16 protein-coding genes are annotated in these 24657 nt (G+C 42.5%); all 16 read left to right on the plus strand.

Annotated elements, in window-relative coordinates:
• Window positions 1-158 precede the first annotated feature (158 nt).
• The 16 genes from IGJ15_RS06710 to IGJ15_RS06785 all read left to right on the plus strand — a co-directional run bounded on the left by IGJ15_RS06710 (window position 159) and on the right by IGJ15_RS06785 (window position 24493).
• The gene (locus tag IGJ15_RS06710; RefSeq protein ID WP_430599376.1) at window positions 159-2543 is read left to right on the plus strand and encodes a glycoside hydrolase family 2 TIM barrel-domain containing protein; all 2385 of its coding nucleotides are present in this window, start codon (window positions 159-161) and stop codon (window positions 2541-2543) included.
• Between the two features lie 10 nt (window positions 2544-2553).
• A complete protein-coding gene (locus IGJ15_RS06715) occupies window positions 2554-5115 on the plus strand; it encodes a family 78 glycoside hydrolase catalytic domain (RefSeq protein ID WP_430599378.1) in 2562 nt (853 codons plus the stop codon).
• Window positions 5112-6686, plus strand: coding sequence for an MFS transporter (locus tag IGJ15_RS06720; protein WP_430599380.1), 1575 nt, complete (start codon window positions 5112-5114; stop codon window positions 6684-6686). Before IGJ15_RS06715 ends, IGJ15_RS06720 begins: the two co-directional genes overlap by 4 nt.
• A gap of 81 nt (window positions 6687-6767) precedes the next feature.
• Entirely contained in the window at window positions 6768-9839 is a 3072-nt protein-coding gene (locus IGJ15_RS06725) for a glycoside hydrolase family 3 C-terminal domain-containing protein (RefSeq protein ID WP_430599382.1), read from the plus strand.
• Window positions 9836-10297, plus strand: a complete 462-nt coding sequence (locus IGJ15_RS06730; protein ID WP_430599384.1) for a hypothetical protein — start codon at window positions 9836-9838, stop codon at window positions 10295-10297. Before IGJ15_RS06725 ends, IGJ15_RS06730 begins: the two co-directional genes overlap by 4 nt.
• Before the next feature lie 196 nt (window positions 10298-10493).
• Complete coding sequence (locus tag IGJ15_RS06735; RefSeq protein ID WP_087627605.1) at window positions 10494-11195, plus strand: LytR/AlgR family response regulator transcription factor; 702 nt, start codon at window positions 10494-10496, stop codon at window positions 11193-11195.
• A 27-nt stretch (window positions 11196-11222) separates the two neighbouring features.
• Window positions 11223-12560, plus strand: a complete 1338-nt coding sequence (locus IGJ15_RS06740) for a sensor histidine kinase (protein ID WP_087627604.1) — start codon at window positions 11223-11225, stop codon at window positions 12558-12560.
• A gap of 127 nt (window positions 12561-12687) precedes the next feature.
• Window positions 12688-14526: a translational GTPase TypA gene (gene typA / locus IGJ15_RS06745; RefSeq protein WP_005230064.1), complete on the plus strand. Its 1839-nt coding sequence runs from the start codon at window positions 12688-12690 to the stop codon at window positions 14524-14526.
• A gap of 240 nt (window positions 14527-14766) precedes the next feature.
• Window positions 14767-16134: a 23S rRNA (uracil(1939)-C(5))-methyltransferase RlmD gene (rlmD, locus tag IGJ15_RS06750; protein ID WP_115232445.1), complete on the plus strand. Its 1368-nt coding sequence runs from the start codon at window positions 14767-14769 to the stop codon at window positions 16132-16134.
• Window positions 16135-16558: 424 nt separating this feature from the next.
• The gene (locus tag IGJ15_RS06755; protein ID WP_430599387.1) at window positions 16559-18220 is read left to right on the plus strand and encodes a phosphoenolpyruvate carboxykinase (ATP); all 1662 of its coding nucleotides are present in this window, start codon (window positions 16559-16561) and stop codon (window positions 18218-18220) included.
• A gap of 73 nt (window positions 18221-18293) precedes the next feature.
• The gene (locus IGJ15_RS06760; protein WP_074932636.1) at window positions 18294-18722 is read left to right on the plus strand and encodes a VOC family protein; all 429 of its coding nucleotides are present in this window, start codon (window positions 18294-18296) and stop codon (window positions 18720-18722) included.
• A gap of 335 nt (window positions 18723-19057) precedes the next feature.
• Window positions 19058-19888 (plus strand): prenyltransferase, encoded by an 831-nt coding sequence (locus IGJ15_RS06765; RefSeq protein WP_333719236.1) that lies wholly within the window; start codon window positions 19058-19060, stop codon window positions 19886-19888.
• Window positions 19889-19995: 107 nt separating this feature from the next.
• Window positions 19996-20688 (plus strand): response regulator transcription factor, encoded by a 693-nt coding sequence (locus IGJ15_RS06770; RefSeq protein ID WP_010749609.1) that lies wholly within the window; start codon window positions 19996-19998, stop codon window positions 20686-20688.
• Window positions 20681-21664, plus strand: a complete 984-nt coding sequence (locus IGJ15_RS06775) for a sensor histidine kinase (protein WP_142974086.1) — start codon at window positions 20681-20683, stop codon at window positions 21662-21664. Before IGJ15_RS06770 ends, IGJ15_RS06775 begins: the two co-directional genes overlap by 8 nt.
• A gap of 93 nt (window positions 21665-21757) precedes the next feature.
• Window positions 21758-22516: an ABC transporter ATP-binding protein gene (locus tag IGJ15_RS06780; RefSeq protein ID WP_010749611.1), complete on the plus strand. Its 759-nt coding sequence runs from the start codon at window positions 21758-21760 to the stop codon at window positions 22514-22516.
• 3 nt (window positions 22517-22519) lie between these two features.
• The gene (locus tag IGJ15_RS06785) at window positions 22520-24493 is read left to right on the plus strand and encodes an ABC transporter permease (RefSeq protein WP_333719235.1); all 1974 of its coding nucleotides are present in this window, start codon (window positions 22520-22522) and stop codon (window positions 24491-24493) included.
• The last annotated feature ends 164 nt before the right edge of the window (window positions 24494-24657 follow it).

Here is a 24657-nt window from a genome sequence, read left to right on the forward strand (position 1 = left end):
TGGACAAACCTTACGGATAAATGAGGTTTGTCCTTTTTATTTTTAGAATCATAACCGTTCGTGCAAAAAAGTCGACCATTCGTGAGAAAGCGTTTTTTCGCTTGTTGTGCACGCTATAATTGGTTTCGTAAAGAATTGAGGAAGAAAGAGGGATTCTTTTGGAGATCATAAATTTTAATGAAGGTTGGGTCTGTGGTGTTTTAGGCACAAACAATCAGAAACCTGTTTCCATCCCACATGATGCAATGCGCGAAGAGCCACGAAGCGAATCGAGTTTAGGCGCTGCCAACATCGGCTGGTATGAAGGGCTTGATTACCTCTATAAGAAAACATTTTTCGTGCCTGAGGACTACCAAGAAAAAAAAGTCGTTTTTGAATTTGAAGGAGTCTATCGCAACGCCGAAGTGATCATCAACGGAAAAAAGGCTGGTTTTCGTCCATACGGATACACCAACTTTTATGTTGAAGCGGATGCGTTTTTGCATTTTGGATCGGAAAATACTATAGAGGTCATTGCTCGAAATTCCGATCAGCCAAATAGTCACTGGTATACGGGTACAGGGATTTACCGTCCCGTCAATCTACTCGTTTTACCGAAAAAGCATCTTTTGCTAAATGGCATAAAAATCACTACTGTATCAACAAAACCACCAGTCATTTCATTGACTTTAAAATCCAACAGTAAAGGCGAAGCGCTGGTCTCGATTATCGATGGGGAGGAAGTGATTGCAAGGTCAAATGTCTCGATCGACAGATCAGCACAGATCAACCTACCGCTGCCCAATGCAAAGGCATGGTCACCAGAAGAGCCGAACTTATACCAGTGTCAAATTGAGTATGAAGGCAGTCAGTATCAAACTCGATTCGGCTTACGAACGCTGACATGGGATTCGGAAGCGGGGCTTTTGATTAATGGGGTTCGTCGCATTTTAAAAGGTGCCTGTATACATCATGACAACGGTTTGTTAGGCGCCGCTGCTTTTCCAGATGCCGAAAGACGAAAAGTCAAACTCTTGCAAGAAGCTGGCTATAATGCGATTCGTTCAGCTCATAATCCTTGCTCAAAAGCACTACTTGATGCTTGTGACGAGTTGGGAATGCTGGTCATGGATGAATATGTCGATATGTGGTACACCCATAAAACCCGTTACGATTATGCCAATGATTTTAGTGATTGGTGGCGTCAGGATCTTGCTGATATGGTGGACAAAGATTTTAATCATCCTAGCGTGATCCTCTATTCGACGGGGAATGAAGTCTCGGAAACAGCCGAGCCACGGGGAATCGAGCTGACGAAAGAGTTAACGGAACATTTGCATGGGTTGGACCCAACGCGACCGGTAACATGTGGTGTCAACATCTTTTTCAATTATCTAAGCTCACTAGGCTTTGGGGTCTATACTGATGAAAAAGCCCAAAAAGAAAAGAAAAAAGCTGTCGGAAGTGAGTTTTATAATAAGCTGGCTGGTTTGTTGGGCGATAAGACCATGAAGTTGGGGGCAACCCTCAGAGGAAGTGACCGTACGACCTATGAATCATTTGCCAATATGGACATAGCCGGCTACAATTACGGCATTTTACGCTATAAAAAAGACTTGAAAAAATATCCGAAGCGGCTGATTTTAGGGACAGAAACTTTCTGTAAGGATGCTTTTTATTTCTTGGAACTGGCAAAAAAACACCCTCGAATTATTGGAGATTTCGTGTGGGCAGGCATGGACTATATCGGTGAAGCCGGTATTGGTTCGTGGGTTTATGAAGATGCCTATCCTAAAAATGCCAGTCCAGCTGGTTGGTTGACCGCTGGAAGCGGTCGCTTGGATATCACTGGTGCAGCAGGTGGCGAAACCCTTTACACAAAAGTGGCATTCGAAAAAACCACAACGCCCCTTTTAGCGGTGAAGCCTGTTTATCAAAAAGGCAAACATTCACCATCCGCATGGAAATTGACGGATGCGATGCCTTCTTGGACTTGGCCGGGCTGCGAAGGTCAGAAAGCCGAAGTCGAAGTCTATGCTCGAGCGGCTCAAATCGCTCTTTATTTGAATGATCAGCTTGTCGTTAAGAAAAAAATGAAAAATGATTGTCGAACCGTCGTCAAGACCACTTATCAAAGTGGCACATTGACCGTTGTTGCTTATGACGAAAATGAGCAAGAAATTGGCCGTAGTTCTTTAGTGACCGCACAAAAAGAAACTCAGTTAACGCTTGAACCTGAAAGTAGTACTGTTTCTCCTCGAGGGTTGGCCTTTATTCGTTTGCGGTATACCGATCGCAACGGCATTTTAAAGCCGATGGAAAACCATGAAGTCGCGGTTTCGGTCAAAGGCGGTAAGCTATTAGGGTTAGGTCATGCTTGTCCTTACAACCCAGAAGGCTATACTGGTTCGAAAACGAAAACCTATTATGGCGAAGCACTAGCGATCGTGCAAGCTGATTCTGAAGCAAACGAAATCGAACTGATGGTAGCTGACGGAAGTAGGTCTGAGCGTACAGCCATTCAGATAAACGAAGTAGTGAAAAAAAGCAATGACACGAAATAAAGGAGGATGTATGCTAGAGATTACGCGTTTTACTGTTGAAGATTTAGAAAAAGAATGCGTCACTGATAAGTCCAATCCTTGTTTTTCCTATACCGTTGCCAGTCAAAGACAAAATACAACGATCAAAAAAGCAGTCTTAACGCTGGGGGAATGGACGTGTGATGCGACCAGTGGGAATCATCATTATTACGATGGTCCGCCATTGAAGCCTTTCTCCACCTATACCGTACATTTGACAGTAGAAGATGATCAAGGAAATCAAGCAGCAGCCAGTTGCGATTTTGAGACGGGGAAGATGGACGGTTCATTTGCAGCATCATGGATCACCAATGGAAGTTATCGTTTTACGGAGAAGAAAACATCACCAAAACCGATGTACTTCAAACATACCTTTACCTGTGAAAAGTCAGTTGTCAAGGCACGGATTTATGCCACAGCGTTAGGGATCTATGAGATGACCCTTAATGGAGAAAAAATTGGTCACGACTATTTTGCTCCAGGTTTCACCTCTTATAAACATCAGTTGCAGTATCAAACGTATGACATCACAAAACAGTTGGCAAAGAGCAACGAAATGGAAGTTGTCGTGGCAGGAGGATGGGCTTCTGGTGCGTTTACCTACGCACGACGCAACCGCGTCTATGCCAAAAGACAAGCCTTTTTAGCGGAGGTTCACATTGAATACAGTGATGGGTCTTTTGAGAAGATCGTTACTGATACAAACTGGCAAACAGCAATGGAGGGTCCGTTAAAAGAGGCGGAATTTTACAACGGCGAAATTTACGATGCACGGTTCCATGAAACGCAACGCTCGTGGCAACCAGCTTCCCTTGAAACAGTCAAAATCAAGCCGCGGATCATTGCCCAAATTGGTGTACCTGTGCGAGAGCATGAGGTTTTTGAGCCGAAGTCAATTACACGATCACCGAGTGGAAAATGGCTCTATGACATGGGGCAAAACTTTGCCGGTATTGTCAAGCTGACCATTCAAGGAAATGAAGGTCAGAAACTAACGATCAGACATGCTGAGATTTTGATGGATGGCGAACTGTTTACCGAACCGCTCAGGACTGCGAAGCAAGCAATTATTTACACCTGCAAGGAGGGAAAGCAAGTCTATCAGCCACGGTTGACCTACATGGGCTTTCGCTATCTGAGTGTCGAAGGAATCGATCCAGAAGCAATCACCATTGAAGGAATCGCTTTGTATTCTGACGTAAGGGAAACCGGCTCTTTTACTTGTTCTAATCCTCAGTTGAATCAGCTGCAAAGTAACATTTTGTGGGGAGCAAAATCTAATTTTGTCGATATTCCCACCGATTGCCCCCAACGGGATGAACGAATGGGCTGGACCGGGGATATTGCTTTGTTTGCTCGAACGGCTTCTACTAACTTTGATATGCGTCGTTTTTATGAGAAGTGGCTTCAAGATGTCCGTTCAGAACAAAGAAAAAGTGGCGGAATTCCAGTAACCGTACCGCTGGTGGTCGTGCCTTTTCAATGGGAGATCATGATCCCAATGGCCGTTGATCACTGGGGAGATGCCGTGATTTTGGTTCCATGGGCGGAGTACTTAAGTAGTGGTGATCCAGAAATCCTGCGCACCACATACCATGCGATGAAGAAATACCACAAAGCGTGTCTGTTTTGGGCACAACTGTTTTCCTTTGGCAAGCACCGACGAATTTGGCGTTTGCTGCATCATTATGGCGATTGGGTCGCCCCTGAAGGCAAACTTTGGACGTGGATGCTGCGGGGCAAATGGACAGGCACGGCTAGCCTTGCCAATACCAGCAATCTTTTAGCACAGATTGCAACGATCTTGGGCTATTCTGAAGATAGCACGTACTATCAGAAAATTTTTCATGAAACATCCACTGCTTATCGCCAATTACTGATGGACAAAGATGCCCGTGTGAAAAAAGAATTTCAAACTGCGTACGTCTTACCGCTGTATTACCAAATGCTTTCAGAGACAGATGCGAAAAAAGCGGCAGCCAACCTGGCACGTTTGGTACGAGAAAACGAATATCATATCGGCACCGGTTTTCCTGGTACCCCGTACATTTTGTTTGCATTGGCAGATAATGGGTATGTAGAAGAAGCCTATCGAATGCTTTTAACAGATACCTGCCCATCTTGGCTTTTTCAAGTAAAAGCTGGCGGCACAACGATTTGGGAACGCTGGGATGCCTTGAGAGAAGACGGTACTAGTAATACGGGTGCCGATGATGGAACCAATGGAATGGTTTCCTTCAATCATTATGCCAGCGGGGCAGTCGGTGACTTTTTCTATCGGCGGATCGCCGGGATCGAACCGATCAAAGGCGGCTATCAAGCGTTCACTGTGCGACCGATCATTGGTGGTGATCTGACCTTTGCTAAGACGAAAGTAAGGTGTAGTTATGGCGAAATTATCAGCAATTGGCAGATCGCTGATGGTTACTTTTCGATTGAAGTGCAGGTACCTATCGGGACGACCGCTTATTTACAAATGCCTAGTGGTCAGCGCCATCAGTTGACCAACGGACAGTATCATTTTTCAGAAGCAATAGGAGGAAGCAGCGCATGAAAGTCAAAACACTCTTTGAAGCGCCCGCCTTCAAGACCAAAATCACCACCGCAAAAGTCGAAAAGAAAGAAGTTTTTCTAGGATATTTTATTGGGCCTTTTTTGGCATTGCTTTCCAATGCGATCTTCGGTGCCTATTTGAACCGTTATTATTCAGATGTGATTGGTTGGACAGATACAAATCAGTTCGGGCATTTTTCAGCCTTATTACCATTAATCTCAGTGGTCTTTGTCATTTTGGGTAACTTATTCGTTGGTCGATTGATCGATAATACGCGAACCAGCCAGGGAAAAGCTCGACCGTATATGTTGATTTCTGCACCGTTATTGGTGATAGCGATCGTATTTCTATTCATTACACCAACGAACGCATCCCCGACGTTACAGATGATCTGGCTGGCGTTTTCCTATAATTTTTATTACGCCGTAGCCTATCCATTCTTTTACACAGCACATAGTTCCATGGTCGCCTTATCCACACGAGATAGTAATCAGCGCGGCAAATTAGCGACATTTTCTAATGCCTCGGGTGTAGCGGCTGTCGGGTTAGGCGGAAGTATCTTAGTGCCGATCTTGTTACAAAGCTATCTTTTCGTTTCGACGGAGGGTGTGATCGATCGAGCAGCTAGCTATAACAACTGGCGCGTGATGATGATCTTTTTATGTGTCACGACGTTTCTAGCCATTTTCTTAGAGTATTACTTTACCCGAGAACGAATCACTGAAGAAAACGCCAAACTAGCGATCAAAGAAGAGAAGATTTCTTTGGAAAAGCAGTTCTCCGCCTGTATTTCGGATAAGTATTGGTGGTTGATCATCTCTTATTTCTTCTTGTTCCAGTTCGGTGGGCTCGTAAAAAACGGATCGATGGGGTATTACGCTCGCTGGATGTTTAGTTCCGTGGTCGACGAAGCCTCTGCCGGTGTCGCAATGGGCTCACTAGGTTTGATCGCTGGTTTACCGACCGCAATTGGGATGTTGGTGGCATGGCCGCTGGCAAACAAACTGGGTAAACGCAATTCCGTTTTGCTAGGGATCGTTTTTGCTGTGGTAGGTGGCCTGATCAGTTTTATCGATGTCCATGATTTCACAACGGTTGCCATCGGTTTAGTTTTAAAAGGGATCGGTGCTGTGCCTGCGATGTTTGTGACACTAGCGCTACTTTCAGATGTGCTGGATCACTTAGAAGCCAAAAATGGCTTTCGTAGCGATGGGTTTACGATGTCTGTTTACGGTTCGATCATGGTAGGTCTGACAGGGGTTGGGAATGCCTTAGTCAACAGTTTGCTGACGCTCAGCGGCTATGACCCGACTGCTATCACCCAAAACGCACAAGTTTCGTCCGTTCTTGTTTGGGCATTTTTAGGGTTTGAGTTGATTTGTTATGCGGGTATTGCGATCTTGCTCCTTTTTCTAACCGTAGAAAAGCACACGAAAGAAGATCAGGCGCTGATCTTAGCTAGTCAGAAGGAAAAGGTTCTCCAATCTGGCGGAGAATGGATCGATCCCCAAGAACGATTGATTTTAGAAGAACAACGGGCAAAACAATCGCAAGAAGCGATGAAAACCTAAAGGAGGGAGTAGATAAGAAAATACCATTCAAGAAACGTATCCAAAGGGAAAACATGAGTTGAAAAAAGGGAGGAAATCTACATGAATCAAAATCTATCACGACTATGCAGAGGGATGACTGCACTGTCATTATCGATGTCAGGTGCTTTGATGGGCTTGACCGGCGTTGCGGATCAGTGGCGCCCGATCATTGATGGTGCCCTTGGGACTTCAAGTACCAAAATCATCAATGATGACAAATTCACTTCTGATTACGAAACTAGTGCGGAGCTGATCCAAGCACATCGTGACCTGGGTGAACGAATGTCAGCAGAAGGGACCGTTTTATTAAAAAATCAAAATCAAGCGTTGCCCCTAGCGGAAACAGAGAATCGGGTCACCTTGTTGGGGATGGGGAGTGCTTATCCATTTTTAGGTGGGCCAATGGGGAGTACCGTTGTTGGCGATTCCCAAATCAATCTGCAAGAAGCTTTAGAAGAACGGGGATTTGAATTAAATCCTACGATGACGGAGATCTACAATGGTCTGGGGGAGATCCAGACCGGCTCTTTTGAGCGTTTTGGGAATACCGTTCCGATCTACGGGCATCGTCCAGCTAATTTTTCAACCCCTTATGAACCATCTGAACCAGCAACAGATCTTTATGAGACGGCGCAAAATGATGATTCCGACTTTACAGAAAGCTTTGCTGAGTATAATGATGCCGCCATTGTGGTGATTTCACGACCAGGCTCTGAGGGCAGTGATTACTATCCTGGAGAAAAAGGCATCGATCAAGAAGTTTATGGTACGGATACGCCGCTAGGTCTAGTTGAAAACGAGAAAGCCTTGATTGAGCTTGCGAAAGAAAACTTCGATCGCGTGATCGTTATGATCAACAGCAGTTCGACGATGGAAATCGACGAGCTGGAAAAAGACGATGCCATCGATGCTATTTTGTACGTTGGGTTCCCTGGTGCTTATGGCTTCTTAGGTGTTGCCGATATTTTGACGGGAGCAGTCAATCCTTCAGGACGTTTGACGGACACCTATGCTGTTGCAACTGCGAATTCCCCTGCGATGCAGAATTTTGGTAAAATTGAGTTGGATGATCTATCTCAAATTCGTTTTGAGGAATCCTTGATGGGGGAACTGTCAGCAACTTCTCCTTTAGGAAGCTTTGGTGGGGATGCGTCATTAGCTGCCGACCACTACTTGATCCAAGCCGAAGGAATTTATACCGGTTATAAATATTATGAAACCCGCTATTATGATACAGTGGTCGGTGCTGGACAAGCCGATAGCAACGTCGGTGCGATCGATGGGGCAGATGTTTGGGATTATGCCAATGAAGTGACCTATGATTTTGGGTTTGGTCTTTCTTATACGACCTTTGACCAGCGTTTAGATGCGATCGATATCGACGAAGAAAACAATAAAGTAACTGCGACAGTGACTGTTACCAATACAGGAAATGTAAGCGGTAAATTTGCTAGCCAGCTATACTTTAATGCGCCATACACGGACTATAATCGTGAGCAAAACATCGAAAAGGCAGCTGTCAATCTCATCGGATTTGAGAAAACAGAGCTATTAGAGCCTTCTGAATCACAAACAGTTACGATCGAAGTTGACATGAAATATATGGCTAGCTGGGATTCGACAGCGAAAGACGGATTAGGCGGGTATATTTTAGATGGCGGCGATTATTATTTTGCTGTTGGTGATGGAGCACACGAAGCCGTCAATGCAGTATTGGCAGCTAAAGGGCATGATACCGATGGAAATGAAGCTCAGGTAGTGAGTGTGGCGATCGGTGAAGAAGGAACCGTTGACGAAGAAACATTTGCTTATTCTGAAAATGGCACAGCGATCGTGAATCAGCTGGAAGATGCCGACATCAACTACTACAAACCAGACTATGCCACCTATCTTACTCGACAAGATTGGGCAGGAACTTTTCCTCGAACCTATGACGATTTGACGATCGACGGTGACAAAGTGGAAGAATGGGTCCAAAACCTTGCGAATGAAAACTATCAATTTACGGAAAATGGGGAAGCCAATGTAGATGGAATCGAAGACCCATTGATGTTTTCTGATATGGCAGGGGTTACTGACATTGATGATATTCGTTGGGATCAGCTAGTTAATCAGATTCCTTTAGACATCTTGATACCGCGAATCGCTAAAGGTGGAAGTACGAGTGATGTCATTGAAGAAATCAATTCGCCACTCGTTTATCAAAATGACGGTCCGAATGGTTTCGGCACAACGCTAAGTGGTCGAGGGTTAAATGAAGAGGATGAAAATGCAGATTACCATCTAGGAACGATGGCAAATGCTACGATCATCGGCAGCACCTTTAGTCATGAGCTGGCAGAAGAATGGGGCAACTTACTTGGTAATGACGGTCTATGGAGTGGAAATTACTTGATTTGGGGCACAGCAGCTAATATTCATCGGACCCCTTACAATGGAAGAAACCATGAATACTATTCTGAAGACCCAATGTTGTCTAATTATATGTCGGCAAATACAGTCAAAGGTGCCTTGGACTACGGAATCATTATTGGTCCAAAACATCTGGCATTTAATGATCAAGAAACACAACGAAGTGGCATCGCGCCTTATATGACGGAGCAAAAAGCCCGTGAAGGTGATTTACGTGCCTTCCAAGGATCATTTGAAGATGCCGGCGCGTTAGGCGCAATGGTGACCTTCAGCCGGATCGGTGCAACGAACGGGAATAATTCTGTCCCAATGTTGATCAATATTTTACGAGAAGAGTGGGGCTTCAATGGCTTACTGACGACAGATATGGTCAACAACAACGGCTACTTCCGTCCAGAATCCATTATTATGGCAGGCGTTACGATGATGGCAGATTTTGCCTCAAATGAGACGATGGCGAATGTCTTAGAGGCTTGGCCTTATCTGACCGTTGATTTGGCAGCCCAAGATGCGCAATTTGTTGAACAAGCGAGAGAAAACATGAAGTATCAATTATATGCCTATGCCCAAAGTGCCGCCCAAAATGTTCAGACGATCCGAATTACGCCATGGTGGGAGACAGCCATGACCGTCGGAATCTATGGCGGCCTTGCAGTAGCAGTTATTAGCTTTGGTGGCTATGTCTTTATTTCAATGAAGAAGAAGGGAGCGGAACAATGATGACAATGTTAAAGAAACAAAAAATCAGTTTGTATATCTATCTGCTGGTTTTCGTCGTCACGACGAGTTTGGTCTTCTTGTATATCTCCAACGTTAATAAAGCGTATTATCAAGACATGCAAGTCAATGTTCTGTATTTGTTAGCAGCAGCGCTAGTATTCCTGCTTTTGACGATTGGGCTATCCTTTTATGCAAAAACCAAATCACTGTTAATGGCAGCTGATATCAGCCGTATCGTAGCTAGTTTATTGATTATCTTAGGTGGTGTGCGCTTCATCAGCATGCGACTTGAATCCTTTGGCTATATTTTCGGTTCTAACCTTGAAATGAACAATGAAGCGGCGTTCGATGCTGGCTCTCAAGCCATCATGATCATTGTTATCTTCGTAGCCACTTGGTTGATCTCTGTCATCGCAGCCTTTTTCGATGTTGGACAGAAGAAAACAGTTACCGAGTAAAGCGATAAAAATAAAGCATAGAGAAGACGTGAAAGCGCTCGTTCTCTATGCTTTTCCTGCGTAAAAATAATCGCTTCATAAATAACAAATTATGTTAAAATAAAATAAGAAAAACGACGAAAAAAACGCTTTACTTTTTTAAAGAAGGGAGATTAAACACTATGACTATAAAAAAACGCAGCGGGCTGGTGAGCGCATGATCCGTGTTGGAATCGTGGAAGATCAAGAAGAATATCGGCAACAGCTCTTGTCATATTTACAGACATTTCAAGAAAAAGAAGGAGTCGTTTTTCAAGTAGAAACCTTTCATGATGGGTATGATTTCGTAGAACGTTATGACTCGGAATTTGATTTGCTGCTGATGGATATCCATCTACCATTGATCGATGGAATGTCAGCGATCGAGGAAATTCGCAAGCGGGATTCTGATGTCTTCGTCATTTTTATTACCAGTACGGCGCAATATGCAGTCAAAGGCTATGATGTCAATGCAATTGGCTATATCCTTAAACCCTTTAATTATTATTCGTTGTCGGAGTATTTAAAAAAAACAATCAAGCGACTGAAGATGAAAGAAGACAGTTTTCTGCGTATCAAAGCCGGACAGAATTATTATCGCGTCAATCAAGATGCGATTCAGTACGTGGAAAGCCAAGGACATAAATTGATTTTTAAATTAACTGATCAAGAATTGGAATCGATCGGTGTCATGCGGGAATTGGAGCAGCAGTTACAACCGGATCGTTTTTTGAGAATCCATCGCGGGTTTATTGTCAATCTGAGGCATATCACGGGTATTAATCATTCGACTGTGATCGTTGGAGAAGCAGAGTTGCCTATCAGCCGAGGAAAACGCAAATTGATCATGGATACACTGGCGAAACAATGGCATGTCTAAATGACTATTAGATGAGGTGAAGCAATTTTGTCCCCGTATCAACTATCAGAAACTCCAGGTATTTTTTATGCGATCGCTTATTGGATGAGTACCTTACTTTTCGTATTACTGACGAAAACAGAGAAGCTAACCAAGAAAAAAATTGGACGGGTTTTTGTATTCCTTTTGATCTTGTATCTGCATATGGAAATCATTAATTCCGATGTCTCACAAGTCTATTTTATTCCGATCATTATCATTTCAGCACTTATAATGTTTCTATTTCTTTTTACCACTGCTGAGATTCCGTGGAAAAATGCCTTGTATTTCACTGCACGGGCATTTATCGTAGGTGAATTTGCTGCATCACTCACGTATCAAATCTACTATTTTCTTGTATTGGATTTCAAAGTTTCCTTCGATTATATCGGAACCTATGCGTTTATTTTTTTGGGATGCAGTATGCTGTTAGGCCTTTTGTACAAATTGGAAAAACGATTTGTGATCGAAAGTGCCGAACAAGTAATCACCTATCGAGAAATCGCTTCGGTGATGATTATCGTGATCGTGGTATTCACCATGAGCAATATCAGCTATGTGTATCAAAATACGCCTTTTAGTGGGAGTATGGCTAGAGATATTTTTAATATTCGAACGATGGTGGATTTTGGGGGAGTGGCGCTGCTATTTGCCTACCACGTTCAATTGAATGAAATGAAACAAAAGTTTGAAGTACAGAAGTTAGAAAGCTTGCTAAAAAATCAAATGATCAATTATCAAACCTCGGAAAGAAGCATTGAGATCATCAATCAAAAGTATCACGACCTGAAACATTTGATCAATGTTTTGAAAAATGATCCTCTCTCACAGGAGACACAGGATTATTTGGCTGTCATGGAAAAAGAAATCAACTCGTACGACTTAAGGATGGATACCGGCAATAGTGTGTTAGATATTGTTTTGACAGGAAAACAAATCTTTTGTCAGAAAGAAAAAATTACCTTCACCGTGATTGCAGATGGGGCAAGCCTTTCTTTTATGAATTCAGTGGATATCAGTACGCTTTTCGGTAATATTATCGATAACGCCATTGAAAGTGTCCGCAAAATTACCAAAGAAGATAATCGCTTGATTCAATTGAAAATCAGCCGTAAAGGGGAGATGCTTTTGATCTGCCTAGAAAATCGCTACGAAGAACCCTTGACGTTTGAAAACGGCTTGCCGATCACCACCAAGAAAGACAAACATTTTCATGGGTATGGGTTAAAAAGTGTCCGCGAAACGGTGAATAAATACAAAGGAACGATGGTGATCCAAACAGAAGATGGCTGGTTTGAACTGAAATTGCTGTTTCCCGTTAAGCATTCTATGCCAAAACGAGGATGAATTGGAGCAGATATCGACAAGATGTCTGCTTTTTCTGTAAAAATGAAAACTTTGCACTATATTTCAGAAAGAAATTCTGGTATAATGGCTTGTCGAGTGCAATGTCACCAAAAAAGGAGTTTATAAATTGAATATTAGAAATGATATCCGCAACGTCGCTATTATTGCCCACGTTGACCACGGAAAAACTACATTAGTTGATGAATTATTGAAACAATCCCAAACGTTAGATAGCCATACCCAATTACAAGAACGGGCGATGGATTCAAATGCGATCGAAAAAGAACGTGGTATCACGATCTTAGCGAAAAATACAGCGGTTGAATACAACGGAACCAAAATCAATATCATGGATACCCCAGGACACGCGGACTTCGGTGGTGAAGTAGAGCGGATCATGAAAATGGTCGATGGTGTTGTTTTAGTTGTTGATGCTTATGAAGGAACGATGCCTCAAACACGTTTCGTATTGAAAAAAGCGTTGGAACAACATTTAGTACCAATCGTTGTTGTTAACAAAATCGACAAACCATCTGCTCGTCCTGAGCACGTGGTAGATGAAGTATTAGAACTATTTATCGAATTAGGTGCAGACGATGACCAATTGGACTTCCCAGTGATCTACGCTTCAGCGATCAACGGAACCTCAAGTGAATCAGATGATCCTGCCGATCAACAAAAAACGATGGCACCATTGTTTGATACGATCGTAAAACATATTCCAGCGCCAATCGACAACAGCGATGAGCCATTGCAATTCCAAGTATCGTTGCTTGATTATAATGACTACGTTGGACGTATCGGAATCGGACGTGTCTTCCGTGGAACGATCAAAGTTGGTGACCAAGTTGCTTTGATGAAACTTGATGGCCAAGTGAAGAAATTCCGTGTCACAAAATTATTCGGTTTCTTCGGTTTGAAACGTTTAGAGATCCAAGAAGCGAAAGCTGGCGATTTGATCGCTGTTTCTGGGATGGAAGACATCTTCGTTGGTGAAACAGTCACACCGATCGATCACCAAGACTCGTTACCTGTTTTACACATTGATGAGCCAACGTTACAAATGACCTTTGTAGTGAACAATTCACCATTTGCAGGTCGTGAAGGGAAATTCGTAACCGCTCGTAAAATTGAAGAACGCTTGATGGCGCAACTACAAACAGACGTGTCTCTACGTGTTGAACCAATCGGACCAGATTCTTGGACTGTTTCAGGACGTGGCGAACTTCATTTGTCGATCTTGATCGAAAACATGCGTCGTGAAGGTTTTGAATTGCAAGTTTCTCGTCCAGAAGTTATCGAACGCGAAATTGATGGCGTGAAATGCGAACCATTTGAACGAGTGCAAATCGACACACCAGAAGAATACATGGGTTCAGTGATTGAATCACTAGGGATTCGTAAAGCAGAAATGCAAGATATGATCAATACAGGAAATGGACAAGTACGAATCATTTTCTTAGCACCAGCTCGTGGCTTGATTGGCTATACGACAGAATTCTTATCAATGACTCGCGGCTACGGTATCATGCACCACACCTTCGACCAATACTTGCCAATGATCCAAGGGCAAATCGGCGGACGCCACCACGGCGCACTTGTATCGATCGATACAGGAAAAGCAACGACTTACTCAATCATGAGTATTGAAGAACGTGGAACGGTCTTCGTTGAACCAGGTACTGAAGTATATGAAGGAATGATCGTCGGCGAAAACTCTCGTGACAATGACTTAACGGTCAATATTACGAAGGCAAAACAAATGACTAACGTCCGTTCAGCGACGAAAGACCAAACATCTGTCATCAAGAAACCAAGAATCCTTTCACTAGAAGAATCATTGGAGTTCTTGAACGATGACGAATACTGTGAAGTAACACCAGAAAGCATTCGTTTGAGAAAACAAATCTTAAACAAGAGCGAACGGGAAAAATCACAGAAAAAGAAAAAAACAGCTGACAAATAAACAATGATCGAGGTTTTTACCAACTTCTGATCTGTTCGATTTTCCGAAGGATGGAAAAGGGATTGCTCCTGTGGTGCAGCGGCTCTTCGCCGCAACCCCTAGAAAAGCAATCAGCCGATTTCCCTCCTTCGGTTCTTTTTTGCACGTCTACCCGATCTGTTGAACCGTTAAAATAAGCACCGCTTGCAATTTCGACCATTCCTTTTTAAAATGGAGAAAGTAAGCACAAAGGAGAAATCTATGAAAAATTATCCTGTTAAAAAGAATCAGGAACTTGAAGTCGATATTTTGGACCTTTCCCATGAAGGAAATGGGATCGCCAAAGTCGATGGGTACTTATTATTTATTGAAAACACCCTGCCAAATGAACGTGCCTTAGTCAAAGTGTTGAAAGTCGGCAACAAATTTGGTTTTGCCAAAGTGATGAAACTGTTGCAAGCAAGTCCTGATCGACAAGAATTACCGAATGAAGCATTGTTGCGCACCGGGATCGCCCCATTGAGTCATTTGAGCTATGACAAACAATTAGCCTTCAAACAGCAGCAAGTAGAGAATGTTTTGGCTAAAATCGCCAAACTGCCTGAAATCAAGGTCAAGGCACCAATCGGAATGGAAAAACCATTTGGTTACCGCAACAAAGCGCAAATCCCTGTGCAAAAGATTCATGGAAAATTAACGACTGGATTTTACCGCAAAAACAGCCATACTCTGGTACCGATCGAAGACTTTTATATTCAAGATCCAAACATCGATCAAGCAATCATCAAAGTCAGAGATATTTTGCAGCGCTTCAATGTCAAAGCCTACAATGAAGAAGCCCATGAAGGGTTCTTACGCCACATTGTCGTTCGTCGTGGGCATCACTCAGGTGAAATGATGGTCGTATTAGTGACACGTAAACCGAAATTCTTCAAGGGAGAAGAGATCGCGGAAGTGATCCACGAAGAGATTCCAGAAGTTGTTTCTGTCATTCAAAACATCAATGAAGAAAAAACCAATGTGATCATGGGCGAGTTCGAGCGTGTCTTGTATGGCAAGTCATCGATCGATGATCAATTATTAGGCAAAACCTTCCAAATCTCAGCGAAATCTTTCTACCAAGTCAACACAGCGCAAACAGAAGTCTTGTACCAAACCGCCTTCGAGATGGCACAACTGTCTGAAAATGATGTCGTTGTGGATGCCTATGCAGGAATCGGAACGATCGGGATCAGTTTGGCTGATCGCGTGAAAGAAGTGTTAGGGATGGAAGTCATTCCTGAAGCAGTGAACGATGCCAAAGCCAATGCCAAAAGAAATGGTGTCGAAAACGTGCATTACTTTATCGGTAAAGCCGAAAAAATCATGCCGCAATGGCTACGTGAAGGCATTCAACCGACAGTCGTCTTCGTTGATCCACCTCGCAAAGGTTTAGATGCCAGCTTTATTGAAACGACCGCTGCAGTTAAACCAGAGCGCATCGTTTACATTTCCTGCAATCCAGCAACCTTGGCTCGTGACCTCGCGTTGTTTGAAGAAGAAGGGTATGTGACAAAAGAAGTCCAACCTGTTGATTTGTTCCCACAAACGACCCATGTGGAGTGTGTCGTGTTGTTAGAACGTCGTTAAGAAAAAACGAGTTCTTTTCAGTGATTTTGACCGTGAATTCTTTTTATGGTAATTGTCATAAAATCTTACGATAACAAAGTTACTAGAGAAGGCGAATCAATTGAGAAATAAGCAACTATAACCCATCTGTCTATCTAATTACGTCGATTGTGACGTTTGGAATGGATGAAATATAAAACCAGAAACTGGAACAGAAAGACATTCTTTTTTGTTCCAGTTTTTTTGTTCTTTCTCACTAATGATGAGCGGGGACAAAATCAATGCAAAAAGCAGGGAAGCTACAAATATGCAGACAGCCAAATCCTTTAACAAAATGTTTTGTCGGCAATTTATAGTTAATGTGTATAAAAATATGGCGTGTGGTGATTAGAAAGTATTATAATAAACGTAGTGAATAGAAAATTTTTGTTAGGAGGGATTGCACATGGCAACGATTCGTGCATTTTCACACAAAGAAATTACACCGCAAAATACGCATTTGTCGAGTTTTAAAGTGTTGATAGAGTCAGCTTTTTATGGGAACAATGTCACTTGGATTGATGATCTAGCCACTGCCTATCACTTAGCAAAAGAATCTTCTGGCGCTATTCTTACGGATATGTCGGTCACACACACCAAAGAGTTAGGACTACCAGAGGATGCAAAAGTCATCGTGTTTAATGACGGAAAAGTAGTTGGACGGACAGCGGCAGCTCGACGCATCATCGGGCATCCTGGAATCCAGCGAGAATTATATGAAGACATTTTGCGAGATGCCTTATACCAAGGAACCCGCAAGCAATTTTATGGTGGTGAAGTTGTTGTAGGATTAGATGAAGCGTTTATGGTCAAAGCTCACCTGTTGATACCAGAGCACTATGAAACCAACTTTTACTCTTATTTGTTGAATTTTCAATTGATGACGAAATCATGGGAAGAAAGGTACCAACGTTCCAAAGAATATCCAGAGACGGACATTTTTTTGTACGCTGATCCAGATTGGTCTCATCCTGATTTTCCTTATGGACTGTCTCTTTTTGATCCTGAACACAATGTTGCGGCAGTCTTAGGTTTAAACTATTTTGGTGAATTGAAAAAAGCGACATTAACTTTGGCTTGGGCTACCGCGCATCGCCATGGCTTTGTGGCGTGTCATGGGGGAATGAAGCAGTATCAGTTACCGAATCGAACATTTACGATGGCTGCTTTTGGTCTTTCAGGATCAGGAAAATCGACTATCACATTGGCAGAACATGATGGCAGATATGAGATCAAGGTTCTGCATGACGATGCGTTTGTGATTAATCAAACAAATGGTGCATCTACTGCTCTGGAGCCTTCTTATTTTGATAAAACGCAAGACTATCCATTAACCAACCCAAATGTCCGCTACTTTATCACCTGTCAAAATGTTGGGGTTACTTTAGACGAGAAAGGAAAAAAGGTCCTCGTGACCCAAGATATTCGTAATGGGAATGGTCGAACCGTCAAATCACGATATGTCACACCTAATCGGGTGGACCATTTAGATTCGCCGATCGATGCCGTATGTTGGATCATGAAAGATGACACGCTGCCTCCGGTAGTAAAAATTGACGATCCGATTTTAGCCGCTGTTTTTGGTTTGACCTTAGCTACGAAGCGCACGACAGCTGAACATATTGTCGAGACCACGGATATAGATAAACTGGTCATCGAACCTTATGCCAATCCATTTAGAGTCTATCCTTTAGGGGAAGATTTTGCCCATTTCATGCACTTGTTTAAAGAAAACCAAACGGCTTGTTATATTCTAAATACAGGCTTTTACAAAGGCAAGAAAGTCACGCCTGAAGTCACACTAACATCGATTGAAAAAATTTTGGAAGGCGAGGCTGAATTTAAAAATTTCGGTGGGATCACCGAAATGAGTTTCCTGCCAGTAACAGGCTTTAAAGTCGATTTTCAAGATGCCTCCTATGTTGCTCATTTAAGAGAGCGGATGCAAGGTCGGCTGGACTTTATTTTGGCTCAAGAGACAGAAAATGATGGCTATAATAAGTTGCCTAAAGAAGTAGCAACGGCAATGGAAAAGGTGATTTCTACATTAAGTGAGCTTCCTAGCTAATTTAGTTGAATCAAACTTCCGCAAGCGGCTTTTTTCCTGAAACACTTATTTTGTTAGCCAGAAAGGAGCGAATATGAACATTCAGTTTCACCATATCCAAATTACAGTCAATGATGTAAAAAAAGCAGAAGGCTTTTATGATCAATTATTTGCAGTATTAGGTTTTGACCTTCAGAAGAAATATTCTGGGTACTTAGAACATGCCGATATGGAAGTAGTAGAATATATAGGCGATTCATTTGATTTCGGCATTTGTTCCCCGCGAAAAGAATGGAAGAACGAGAAAATCGATTCAAGAAAACCGGGCTCTGTTCAACACATAGCATTTAAGGCGGAAAGCCGCGAAGTCGTAGATGCGATCTTTGCCAAAATAAAAGCTTTAGGGGTAAAGATCCTTCACGATCGACCAATGGAATACAAAGAGCGCATCGCCCCTAACTACTATGCCTTATTCTTTGAAAGCCCAGAAGGCATTCGTTTTGAACTATTTCATTATGCCTGATTCCTTAAACTAAAAGAGCGTGGCATGAACTTGTTGCGTGAGCGTGTTCCTATTCAGGTGATCTTTCATTATGGGGTTCGGATGATCATGCGATTTCAGAGACAAACTTTTTTAAAACCTGTCATCAGGAAAACTAGAACATTCTTTTTAAAAGTACGTCCGTCGGGAAAAAACTATTTGATTTCTAAAATTCATTTGGACAATTCAAAAACAAAAACTTAACTCATGTGTTAAAAAACGTTCGAATTTTTATCATTCTAGAAGCGAGTGCACCGTGGGTCAATGAGGATTATTGGGTTGATTGCACGACACTTAAGAGATGGAGGAAGATCAATATGGATCAGAGGGTTCAGCAAGACATCGAAGCAATCATTTCCCATCAATATGATCATGGCGCCGATTTATGGTCGACGCCAGACCATAAATTACTAAAAGGAGCACCCTTTACGACCTTAGAAAGTCCTCTTTATTTACTTGAACTTGGCATGTCACGTGAGGAGAACTTATTAAAAGAGACAGCCGCATTGATCTTTCAAGGATGGAGAGAAGACGGCAGATTTAAAATTTCTCCGTCAGGGGGGATCTATCCATGTCATACGGCGTTGGCTTTGCGAACGCTGTGTGCTCTTGGTTACACAAGGGACCAGCGGCTGCAACAGACCTTTCACTATTTTCTTGCTACTCAGGAAGCAGATGGCGGCTGGAAGTGCAATAAGTATAGTTTTGGTCGCGGCCCTGAGACCCACTTTTCCACGCCAATGACGACGTTAACGGTCCTTGATGCTTTTCGCTATACTCATGATCGTGAAAAAATGGAAACGCTTAAGCAAGCAAGCGAATTTTTGCTTGCTCATTGGGAGATCCGTCAGCCAATCAGTCCCTGTCAGTATGGGATGGGTACATTATTTATGCAGACAGAATACCCCTTTAGAGGATACAATCTTTTTTATTATCTGTATGTCTTGTCTTTTTATCCTTCTGCCAGAAAAGACGCACGATTTTTGGAGGCTTTGCAGCAGTTTGAATCGAAAGTTCAAAATGGCAATGTCATCGTAGAACGGGTCGTACCCAAACTGGGGAAACTGAATTTTTGCCAAAAAGGGCATATCAGTCCCTTTGCCACACAGCGTTACCAAGAAATTCTTGCTCGATTGGCAGAGGATTGAGGAAAAACAGCCCTTTGAAAGGTTCCCCCCATCTAGACGATTCTTTTTCTTTTCTGGTACACTGTCTGTAAAGAAGCAAGTGATTAATCAACAGAGAGGAGAAAGACATGCAAAAAATATATCTTGTTGAAGATGATGCAACGATCGTCTCTGTTCTAGCAGAATATTTACAGCAATGGGGGTACGAATGTGTTTCCGCGAAGAATTTTGCTAGCATCTTGCAAGAGTTTCATGAGATCAAACCGGATCTCGTTCTTTTAGATATTTCGCTGCCTTATTACAACGGGTATCATTGGTGCCAAGAAATTCGCAAGAAGTCAGAAGTGCCGATCATTTTCCTTTCGTCGATGGATCAACAGATGAATCAGATCATGGCGATGAACATGGGAGCAGATGATTATTTAACAAAACCCTTTGATTTAGCCTTCGTTTTGGCAAAAATCCAAGCATTGCTGCGGCGGAGCTATCAGTATAGCCACCAACAAGCGCTGACCTTTGAGATAGGGCAAGTAACCTTTTATCCCACAGAAAATGTATTAAAAAAACAGGGGGAACAGTTGCCACTGTCTCCAAATGAAGCTCGGATTCTTTCCTTGCTTTTGCAGCATCGAGGGAAGATCGTAGCCAAAGAGACCATCATTGAAATGCTCTGGAATAGTGAAGAATTCATCGATAATAACACATTAGCGGTCAATATGACCCGCTTGCGAAAAAAATTAAGCCAGATCGAACTATCCGATTTGATCCAGACGGTAAAGAATAAAGGGTATTTGATAGAAAAGGAACACGCCTATGACTAACGTGAAAGAATATTTCGTTCTTTATGGAAAGTTTTATCTCGTTTACCTGCTGTTTAGTGCGGGCCTATTTGGGCTATTCTTTCTCCACAGCCTTTCGTTGGAGCCCTTCATTGACTATGTGGTCTTTTCAGGGGTGATCTTAGGGGGACTTTCCCTTTTTCATTATTTTCGTTACGCACAAAAAAGAAAGCAGCTGCAGCATTTATTAAGAAAAGAACGTATGACGGAAGCGGCGTTGGCGTTCTTGCCTGCCACTCGAAATCGTTTAGAAGACGAATACCAAGCCCTTCTTAAACAATTGGCAAGAGAAAAAACCACTTCTGATTACAAGGCAGCGTTAAAAAATGAAGAAATTTATGAAGATTTCGGCCTATGGCTTCATCAAATCAAAACGCCTCTAGCTGCGCTAGATCTTTTGGTCCAAAGCGATTCGTTGTCACCGACGGAGGTCAAAGCGGAATTATTTAAGGTGAATGATTACTTGCAAATGATGTTGAATTATTTACGACAAAATTTAGCGAATGAAGATTTTGTCTTTGAGTCGATTGCTTTAGCGCCCCTCGTTCGTCAAACGATCAAAAAGTATGCCTTGTTTTTCTCGAAAAAGAATCTGCAACTGGACATGGCGGTGGATTTGACGGTGACATCCGATCGAAAGTGGCTCGTTTTTATTTTTGAACAGGTTCTTTTCAACAGCTTGAAGTATACCGAAACTGGTGGCATCAACGTTTTCACTAAAGACAATGCCTTAGTGATTCAAGATAGCGGCATTGGTATTCGTAAGGAAGACTTGCCAAGGGTGTTTGAGAAAGGATATACGGGACAAAATGGTCGCTTTCAGCAACGAGCGAGCGGCCTAGGCTTATATATGAGTCAACAAGCGGCTGAAAAAATCGGCTGCCGTTTAGCGATTGATTCTGAAGTAGGACAGGGAACCATCGTCACACTTCATTTTCCCACCACAAATAACGGATAGCCGCAAACTTTCAACACTGTAAGTTTGCGGTTTTTATTGTAAGTCGCTTTTTTCTGCCAGTCAGCTTATTCTAAAAAGGAAGGAGGGAACAAGATGACACTTTTAAACATTCAACAAGTAAAAAAAATCTATCAAAGCCAGCTGAACGGACAACCCGTTGAAGCGTTGAAAAATATTACCTTTATGGTAGAAGAAGGGGAATATGTCGCTATCATGGGGGAATCAGGTTCGGGAAAGAGTACGTTGCTGAACTTGATGGCGACGTTAGACCAACCAACAGCGGGTGAAATGCAGCTGAATGGCATCGATCTGACCACGATCAAAGAAAAAGACGCAGCGAGTTTTCGACGGGATCACTTAGGCTTTGTTTTTCAAGACTTTAATTTATTGGACACCTTTTCGGTAAAAGACAATATTTTATTGCCATTAGTTTTATCAAAAGTTTCCGTCAAACAAATGGAAAAGCAGCTTCAGCCTATCGTACAAACTTTAGGGATCGCCGATTTATTGCAGCACTATCCGTATGAATTGTCTGGCGGACAAAAACAACGAGTTGCTGTCGCACGAGCAATCATCACAAAACCGGAACTGCTATTAGCAGATGAGCCAACCGGAGCGCTGGATTCGAAAACCTCTGATCAATTACTGACATTATTTCAACAGATCAATCAAAATGGACAGACGATCGTGATGGTCACTCACAGTTCGATCGCAGCCAGTCGCGCACAACGCGTCTTGTTTATCAAAGACGGGTATGTGTTTCACCAGCTGTATCGAGGGGATCGCAGCAATACCGCTTTTCTAGAAGCAATAGCCGAAACAATGACTGCTGTCTTTGCAAAGGAGGAGTAACCAATGTTCTTTCAAAAAATCGCCTTCTCCAATTTGCGTAAAAATGCCAAAGCTTACACACCCTTTTTATTATCTATGAGTTTCTTGGTGGCTGTTTTGATGATGACGCAAATCATCGTGAACAATCCAGGAATGAAGGAACTTCCTAGTAGTCAAAGCGCCATCTTCATGTTTCGTTTAGGAAATATCATCCTCATGATTTTTGCGGCGATCTTTTCCTTTTACACCAATAACTTTTTGATCAAGCAGCGAAAAAAAGAATTTGGTCTCTACAATGTTTTAGGACTAGGAAAACGTGAGATCGCCTTCGTGGTCTTTTGGGAACTCTTTTACAGTTTTCTCATTAGCCTTGCCGCCGGACTGATCAGTGGCTTATTGTTTGCACGATTAGGATTTTTGATACTGAAGAAAATCTTAGCCGTAGGCGAGTTCTTTGTCTTCAAACTGTCATTTGAGAGCATTGGCTTGGTGATCCTGTATTTTATGTTCGTCTTTGGTTGTTTATTTTTATTTGACATACTGCAAGTCCGCAAAACCAATCCACTTCAATTACTGCAGGGAAGCAAGCGAAATGAAAAAGAACCACGAGCAAAAGGTATTTTGGCAGTATTAGGTGTCCTATGCTTAGTGGCAGGCTATACGATCTCTGTGACGATCAAGTCGCCCATCAGTGCATTAGGCCTGTTCTTTGTCGCCGTCGTCCTCGTAATCTTGGCTACCTATTTGTTGTTTATTGCGGGCAGTATCAAAGCTTTGCAGTTTTTAAGAAAACGAACGACCTATTATTATCAAACGACCCATTTTATCAATGTCTCTACCATGTTGTATCGGATGAAGCAAAATGCGGCTGGTTTAGCAAGTATTTGTATTTTATCAACGATGGTGTTAGTGACCGTTGCTACGACCGCCAGTCTTTATTTTGGACAAAAGAATGTGATCGAAACCCGTTTTCCTTACGATGTTCAAATTGAGTCAGCGGCTGATTCCCTGCAAATCAACACAGCAATTGATGGACTTGAAGATAAGCTAACGATCAAAGAGCGCCAACAAGTCACTACAACAAGACCGTTGCTTTTTACCTTTGAGGAACCAAATTTTGTTCCCTCAACCACTTTTGAAGAAAATAGCGGTAGTTTAGATAAAGCCGTGTATCTTATTTTTCTTACCAGTTCTGAATACCATGAAATCACCGGGAAAACAGGACCCGCTGACGACGAACTATTCGTTTTTCCCGCCACCTGGACGCATCAAGCATTACCAGAAAAGACGACGATCGATGATCGTCAATTTCGCTTGCGGGAATTGAAAGAACTGCCAACATTCACGAAAGTAGAAAACCCCGTTCAGCATCTTGTTCTCGTGGCGGATGATCAGTGGCTTGCCGAAAAGCTAAGCGCTTGGTATCAAAACGAAGAGTTTCAACTTTACCAGCAACCAGTGACAACAACAGTCTTTAATTTTCAAACAGAAGAAGCAAGCGATCGCGAAGCCATCGCAAAAGAGATTCGCAGCGAACTTCTGGCAGCAGATGCTCAGGCGAGCGTTGAATCAAAAGATCTTTTTGAAGTTGAGACAAAAACCTTTACCGGCGGCTTCTTCTTCTTAGGCTTGATTTTTGGTGTGATCTTTATTTTAGCTGCTGCATTGATCATTTATTATAAACAAGTTTCCGAAGGGATGGAGGATAAAGAACGTTTCGAGATCTTGCAAAAAGTTGGGTTAAGCCATAAGGAAGTCAAGCAAGTGATCCAGCAGCAAGTTTTGATGATCTTCTCATTTCCTTTGGTGGCAGCGATCATCCATTTGGCGTTTGCTTTACCAATGATTCGAAAATTACTGATTCTTTTTGGTCTGACGGATCGTAACTTATTGATCACGGTAACGATTATTTCTGTCCTGTTGTTTACAATGATTTATCTGCTGGTGTATTTCATCACCGCAAGAGTCTACTATCGATTGGTGGAGCGCAAACAGTAGCGGGGGGACAAATGTTATTTTGTCAGACGATAGCTAGATGGATTAGTCGTCACCGCCAAGAGCTACAAAAAAATAAAATGTAAGAACACCTCATCCATGAAGCGATGCTCAAAAGTTAGAATTTTTGGTCTAACAGTTTGGAATCACTACATGATTGAGGTGTT

It is taken from the genome of Enterococcus sp. AZ079 (assembly GCF_050547255.1).
GTDB lineage: Bacteria > Bacillota > Bacilli > Lactobacillales > Enterococcaceae > Enterococcus_D > Enterococcus_D casseliflavus.